This window comes from Pseudoroseomonas cervicalis ATCC 49957 (assembly GCF_000164635.1).
Taxonomy (GTDB): Bacteria; Pseudomonadota; Alphaproteobacteria; order Acetobacterales; family Acetobacteraceae; genus Pseudoroseomonas; species Pseudoroseomonas cervicalis.
The window spans coordinates 164,720-171,242 of sequence record NZ_GG770782.1 but is presented as its reverse complement, the minus strand read 5'-3'; the positions used below and the strand labels follow the sequence as shown (position 1 = coordinate 171,242).

Below are 6,523 nucleotides of genomic sequence, written 5' to 3'. Positions count from 1 at the left end.
GGCGGGCGGCGGCAAGGCGGCGTCTCTCCGGGCAGGGTGCCGGCATTGGCGCATGGCGCCGGCCGGCCTGGCCAGGGCTTTTTCCGCGCCCTGGCCTGCCTGTCAAAGCGCGGCCAGGGCCTCCGCCGGGCGCAGCAGCGCCGCCGGGTCGGGCAGCGGCGGCAGGGTGGTGGTGGTGGCGCCGTTGCGCTCCGTCCAGCCGGTCATGTCGATGACGAACATGCGCTCGGGCTCCACCAGCGCGTGCTCGGCCCGGCCATCGGCGTGCAGCCGCCATTCCAGATAGCCCGGGCGCGGCAGGCGCCCATCCCGCTCCAGCCCCTGCCGCGCATTGACCATGGCGGTGGCCGGCGCCCAGACGATCGGCAGGCCGCGATGCCGCATCTGCCGGTAGACATGCAGATGGCCGCAGGCGATCACCCGCACCCCGCCGGCGGCGCAGAGGCCGAGGAACTCCGCCCGCGCCGCATGCGGCAGGCAGGATGTGGTGAAGCGCGCATCCTCCACATCCCCGGCGAAGGGCGGCATGTGCAGCAGCACGAAGACGTGGCGGTCCTCGCGGCTGGCCAGGGCCTCGCGCAGGAAATCGTGCTGCGCCGCTTCCTCGGCCAGGCCGCTGGCCATCAGCGCGCTGTCGAGGCCGATGATGCGCCAGGCGCCAAGGTCGTGCCGCCACCATTGCGGCCCGACATGGCGCCGCCAGGCGGCGATGCGCGCGGGGGTCAGCGGCTGGTCCAGCCGCGCATGGCCCGGCGCCTCGCCGATATCGTGGTTGCCCGGCACGGCCAGCCAGGGAATGCCGAGTGCGGCCATGCAGGCGGCACCATAGCGCAGATCCTCCTCCGCCGCCGGCCCGTTGAAGGAGAGGTCGCCGCCATGCAGGATCAGCGGCGGCGGGTCGGCCAGCATCGCCGCGCGGAAGGCGGCGAAGTTGACAGCGAAATAGCCATGGCTGGCGGAGAGATGCGTGTCGCTGACCTGCACCAGGCGCAGCGGGGTGTCGGCGTGGCTCATGCGAAGCTCAGATTGTCCGGACGCAGATCCATGAAATAGAAGGTGTAGGGCCGCCAGCGAATGTTGCTGCGCACGGCGTAGAACTCGGCCGGCTGGTAGAGCACCGTGCCGGGCGATTCCGTCTCCCAGGCGTCGAGCATGGCGGCGAACAGGGCGCGGCGGCGGTCCGGGTCGGTCTCGGCCTCCAGCGCGCGGCCGGCGGCGTTGAAGGCCGCGGTCGAGCGGAAGGCGCCGGAGGTCTGGAACCAGCTGGACGGGCCCCAGGACAGCCAGAGCGAGCCCAGCGGGTCGGGCAGCCGCGTCGAGTTGGAATTGTTGCCGATCTGCTGGCCGGGGCCGCGCATCTGGCTGAAATTCTCCACCACCTGCAACCGCGCCCTGACGCCGATCTCGCGCCACATCTCGATCATCACCTGCGCCGCGCGCAGCGCATTGGTGTAGTAATGCGGCATGGTGCGGTAGGTGATCTCCTCCCCCGCATAGCCGGCTTCGCGCAGCAGGCGCCGCGCCTCGGCCGGGTCGTGGCGCAGGCCGCGGCCTTCGAGGAAGAGCGGGCCATACTCCGGAAAATTGTGGCCGGGCGGCACCACCGCGGCGCCATCCCACAGCGTGTCCACCAGCAGCTGGCGGTCGATGCCGAGGCCGAGCGCCTGGCGCAGCCGCCGGTCGCCCATGCCCGGGCCGCGCTCATCGAAGGTCAGCACATGGGCATTGGCCAGCACCACCTGGCGGATGTCGATGCCGCGCTGGCCGCGCAGCGGCGCCACCTGGTCGGGCGGGACGTTGGTGATCAGCCCGACATCGCCGGCCTGCAGCGCGGCGACCCGCGCGGCGAGCTCGGGGATCTGGCGGAACACCACCTGGCGCGCGGTGGGCCGGCCCATCCAGTGATCGTCGAAAGCGTCGAGGGTGATGCGCTGGTCGGTCTGGAACTCCCGCAGCCTGTAGGGGCCGCTGCCCACCGGGTCGCGGCTGAAACCGTCGAAGCCGCGTTCCTCATAGGCGCGGCGGTTGACGATCCAGGCGCACCAGGAGGCGAGGCGCTGCTCCAGCAGCACATCCGGCACGCGGGTGCGGAAGCGCACCACATTCTCGCCCACCGCCTCGACGCTGGCCAGCGTGGCGAAATAGGAGCGCGCCTCGGGCATCAGCGCCTCCGGCCCGTGCATGCGGCGCGACATGAAGGTGTAGACGACATCCTCGGCCGTCAGCAGGTCGCCATTGTGGAAGCGCACGCCCGGCCGCAGCGTCAGCACCAGCTCGGAGGGGCCGTTGCGCTCCCAGGCGGTCGCCAGATGCGGCCGCAGCCCGGCGCCGCCGCCATCGGGCGAGCCCAGGAAGTCGCGCCGGATCAGCGTGTCGAAGATCGAGTAGGTGACGCGGGTGCCGACATTGGACAGCTCGCGCGCCGGCTCCAGCGTCGGCGGCAATTCCGGCACGCCGATCTGCAGCACCGGGCGGGGGGCGGCGCCCTGCGCGAGGGCGGGGCGGGCGGCGGCGCCCAGCGCCAGGCCGGCGCCGAGCAGGGTTCGTCTGGTCCAGGGCATGGCGGCTCATCCGGATATGCGGAGGCCTCTCTGCCAAAGCGCGATGAAGCCGGCTTGACGGTTCGGCGGCAATTGCGTGATGCCGCCGGGGGCGGAACGAAGGCGCCGGGGGCGTGACCGCGGGCAAGCCGCCGGGGCAGGATCGCGCGATGCGGGCCGCGCCGGCCCGCCCGAGCGCCGAGGAAACCGCCTTGCCCCAGCCAACCGACCCCGCCCCGCATGCCGTGCTGACCGGCGCCTCCTCCGGCATTGGCGAGGCCATCCTGCACCGCCTGCTGCGCGATGGCTGGCGCGTCACCGCGCTCAGCCGCCGGCCGCCCGCCATCGAGCACCCGGCGCTGACCCACCGCCCGGCCGATCTGGGCGATGCCACGGCGCTGCGCGCGGCGGCCGAGGGGCTGCGGGCCGATGCCTTCATCCATGCCGCGGGCCTGATGGCCACCGCCCCGCTCGGCGAGCTCCAGGCCGAGGCCGGGGCCAGCATGTGGCAGCTGCATGTGCAGGCCCCCAGCCTGCTGGCCGATCTCCTGCTGCCCGGCATGGGCGAGGGTGGGCGCATCGTGCTGCTGGGCAGCCGCACCGCCAATGGCGCCGCCGGGCGCAGCCAGTATGCCGCCAGCAAATCGGCGCTGACCGGGCTGAGCCGGTCCTGGGCGGCGGAGCTGGCGCCGCGCGGCATCACCGTCAACGTCGTCGCCCCGGCGGCCACCGACACGCCAATGCTGCGCGACCCCGCCCGCGCCTCGGTCGCGCCGCGCCTGCCGCCGATCGGCCGGCTGATCCGCCCGGAGGAGGTGGCGGCCACCGTCGCCTTCCTGCTGGCGCCCGAGGCCGCCGCCATCACCGGCCAGACCATCGTGATCTGCGGCGGCAGCTCGCTGTGACGCGGCCGGCGGCGGTTGACAGGGGAGGGGCGAATGGAGGACGCTAGGAAAAGACGAACACAAGTTCGCAATCCGAACATCAGGAGCGGGACGGTGCCAGCAGCAGAGGCGGAGGAGGTGGTGCGCAAGCCGCGCCCGGCCGCCGCCGAGAATCCGAAGAATGTCGTGCAATCCGCCGCCAAGGTCTTCGCGGTGCTGCGCGCCTTCGGCCCGGACCTGCCCGAGCTGACGCTGGCCGAGATCGCCGCCCGCGCCGGCACCGATCGCGGCACCGCCTTCCGCCTGGTGCACACGCTGGAGGCGCTGGGCTATCTGCGCGCCGTCCCCGACAGCCGCCGCTTCCGCCTGACCCTGCAATGCCTGGAGCTGGGCTTCTCCGCCCTGGCCGCGCATGGCCTGCCCGACCACGCCACGCCGCTGCTGCGCGAGCTGGTGCCGGGCTTCGGCGACGCCGCCTCGCTGGGCGCGGTGGAGGGCGGCGACGTGGTCTATCTGGCGCGGGTGCAGAAGGGGCTGGAGCGGCTGGGCATGGCGCGTGGCCCCGGCACCCGGGTCGGCGCCTATGCCACCGCGCTCGGCCATGCCGTGCTGGCCTTCCTGCCGCGCGAGGAGCAGCTGCGCGCCCTGGAGGCGCGCGAGCGCGTCAAACTCTCCGAACGCACCGTGACCGAGCTGCCGGCGCTGCTGGCGCGGCTGGAGGCGGTGCGGGCGCAGGGCTACGCCGTCTCGGATGGCGAGAATGCCTATGGGCTGCGCACCGTCGCGGCGCCGGTGCTGGATGCCGCCGGCCGCCCCTGCGCGGGGGTCAGCCTGACCATCGAGGCCGGGCGCGCGCCGCTCGAGGATTTCGTCGCCGCCGGCCTGCCGCGGCTGCGCGCGGTGGCCCGCTCGCTGGAGGAGGCGCTGCGCCTCTCCCGCGGCGCCATCGCCGCCCCCGGCGCCGGCTGACGCAGCGTGGAGGAAACAGCGCAGCCATGATCAGGACCAATGCGGAAGGGCGGCTCGATCTCGGCGAGGCCGGGCTGGTCCGCCCGGCGCCCGAGGATCCGGCGCGGCTGGAAGCCTATATCCCGCCGGCCACGGTGCAGAGCCATGCGGCCAATCTGACGCCGCTGCCGGATGGTTCGCTGGGCTGCGTCTGGTTCGGCGGCACGCAGGAAGGCGTGCCGGATATCTGCGCCTGGTTCTCCCGCCTCGATCCCGGCGCGGAGCGCTGGTCGGCGCCGGTGCGGCTGTCGGAGGATGCCACGCGCTCGGAGCAGAATCCTCTTCTGTTCCCAGCGCCCGATGGCACGCTCTGGCTGATCTGGACGGCGCAGATCTCCGGCAACCAGGACACCGCCATCGTGCGCAAGCGCATCTCGCACGATATGGGGCGCAGCTGGGGGCCGGTGGAGACGCTGTTCGGCCCGCGGCCGGAGGGCGGCACCTTCATGCGCCAGCCCGTGGTGGTGCTGGACAATGGCGACTGGCTGCTGCCGATCTGGGTCTGCAAGAGCACGCCCGGCAAGAAATGGGTCGGCGACGAGGATGTCAGCGCCGTCAAGCTCTCCACCGACCAGGGGAAGAGCTGGACCGAGATCGAGGTGCCGGACAGCCTGGGCTGCGTGCACATGTCGATCGTCGATCTGCGCGACGGCACGCTGGCGGCCTTCTACCGCAGCCGCTGGGCGGACAATGTGTATGTCTCGCGCTCGACCGATGGCGGCCGCTCCTGGAGCGCGCCGGAACCCACCGAGCTGCCGAACAACAATTCCTCGATCCAGGTGGCGCGGCTGTCGAACGGCCATCTGGCCATGGTGTTCAACCACAGCAGCGCGGCGGACGCGACCGAGCGTCGCCTGTCGCTCTATGACGACATCGAGGATGACAGCGACGATGGCAAGGTGGTCGCCGCCATCGACACGACGCGCCGCAGCACCTTCTGGGGCGTGCCGCGCGCGCCGATGACGCTGGCCATCTCCGAGGATGGCGGCCGCAGCTGGCCCTGGCGCCGCAACCTCGAGACCGGCGACGGCTATTGCATGACCAACAATTCGCGCGAGGGGCTGAACCGCGAATTCTCCTACCCCACCGTCACCGAGGGGCAGGATGGGCGGCTGCACATCGCCTACACCGTCTATCGCCAGGCCATCAAATACGTCTCGGTCCCCGAGGCCTGGGTCAAGGAGCAGACCGCATGAGCATCGCCGCCGCCCCCGTCGCCAACACCGCGCTGCGCGGCCCGACCGGCGTGTTCTGCGCCGCGCTGACCCCGCTGACCGAGGATCTGGCGCCGGACCACGCCGAATTCGCCGCGCACGCGAAATGGCTGCTGGCCGAAGGCTGCGACGGCATCGCCATGCTGGGCACCACCGGCGAGGCCAATTCCTTCTCGGTGGCCGAGCGTCAGGCGCTGCTGGAGGCGACCATCGCCGCCGGCGTCGCGCCCGGCACGCTGCTGCCCGGCACGGGCGTCGCCGCCTTCACCGAGACGGTGCAGCTGACGCAGCACGCGCTGTCCTGCGGCGTCACCGATGTCGTGATGCTGCCGCCCTTCTACTACAAGGGCGTCAGCGATGATGGCGTCTATGCCGCCTATTCGGAGGTGCTGCAGCGCATCGGCGATTCGCGGCTGCGCGTGGTGCTCTACCACATCCCGCAGATGTCGTCGGTGCCAATCAGCCACGCGGTGATCGCGCGGCTGCTGCGGGACTTTCCCGAAACCGTCGTCGGCATCAAGGATTCGGCCGGCGACATCGCCAACATGGAAGCCATGGTGGAGCGTTTCCCCGGCTTCTCCGTGCTGGCGGGGGCGGATCCGCTGATGCTGCCGCTGCGCCGCAAGGGCGGCGCCGGCTGCATCACCGCAACCTCCAACCTCGTCGCCCGCGACCTGGCCTTCGTCTACCGCCACGCGCTGGAGGATGACCGCGCGGCGGAGGTGGATGCGGCGCAGGCCCGCGTGGTGGCGGCGCGCAACAAGGCCTCGCGCTTCCCGCAGATGGCGTCGCTGAAGGCGATGACCGCCGCGCGCACCGGCAAGCCCGGCTGGGCGCGGCTGCGCCCGCCCCTGCTGCCGCTGGCGCCGAGGACGCG

The 6,523-nt window shown here is 72.4% G+C and carries 6 protein-coding genes; 4 read left to right on the top strand and 2 right to left on the bottom strand.

Features of this window, described 5'->3' with window-relative positions:
- Positions 1 to 102: 102 nt before the first annotated feature.
- The gene (locus tag HMPREF0731_RS23325; protein ID WP_007005452.1) at positions 103 to 1,014 is read right to left on the bottom strand and encodes a metallophosphoesterase family protein; all 912 of its coding nucleotides are present in this window, start codon (positions 1,012 to 1,014) and stop codon (positions 103 to 105) included.
- Entirely contained in the window at positions 1,011 to 2,561 is a 1,551-nt protein-coding gene (locus HMPREF0731_RS17180; protein WP_007005451.1) for an ABC transporter substrate-binding protein, read from the bottom strand. Before HMPREF0731_RS17180 ends, HMPREF0731_RS23325 begins: the two co-directional genes overlap by 4 nt.
- A gap of 191 nt (positions 2,562 to 2,752) precedes the next feature.
- Between HMPREF0731_RS17180 and HMPREF0731_RS17175 the strand changes: the two genes are divergently transcribed.
- From HMPREF0731_RS17175 to HMPREF0731_RS17160, 4 genes are all read left to right on the top strand, one after another.
- Positions 2,753 to 3,445: an SDR family NAD(P)-dependent oxidoreductase gene (locus tag HMPREF0731_RS17175; RefSeq protein ID WP_040613847.1), complete on the top strand. Its 693-nt coding sequence runs from the start codon at positions 2,753 to 2,755 to the stop codon at positions 3,443 to 3,445.
- Between the two features lie 93 nt (positions 3,446 to 3,538).
- On the top strand, positions 3,539 to 4,393 hold the full coding sequence (locus tag HMPREF0731_RS17170) for an IclR family transcriptional regulator (RefSeq protein WP_007005449.1): 855 nt from the start codon (positions 3,539 to 3,541) through the stop codon (positions 4,391 to 4,393).
- A 26-nt stretch (positions 4,394 to 4,419) separates the two neighbouring features.
- Positions 4,420 to 5,628 (top strand): sialidase family protein, encoded by a 1,209-nt coding sequence (locus HMPREF0731_RS17165; RefSeq protein WP_007005448.1) that lies wholly within the window; start codon positions 4,420 to 4,422, stop codon positions 5,626 to 5,628.
- Positions 5,625 to 6,523, top strand: an 899-nt coding sequence (locus HMPREF0731_RS17160) for a dihydrodipicolinate synthase family protein (protein ID WP_007005447.1), incomplete at its 3' end; no start/stop codon positions are given. The genes HMPREF0731_RS17165 and HMPREF0731_RS17160, both read left to right, overlap by 4 nt.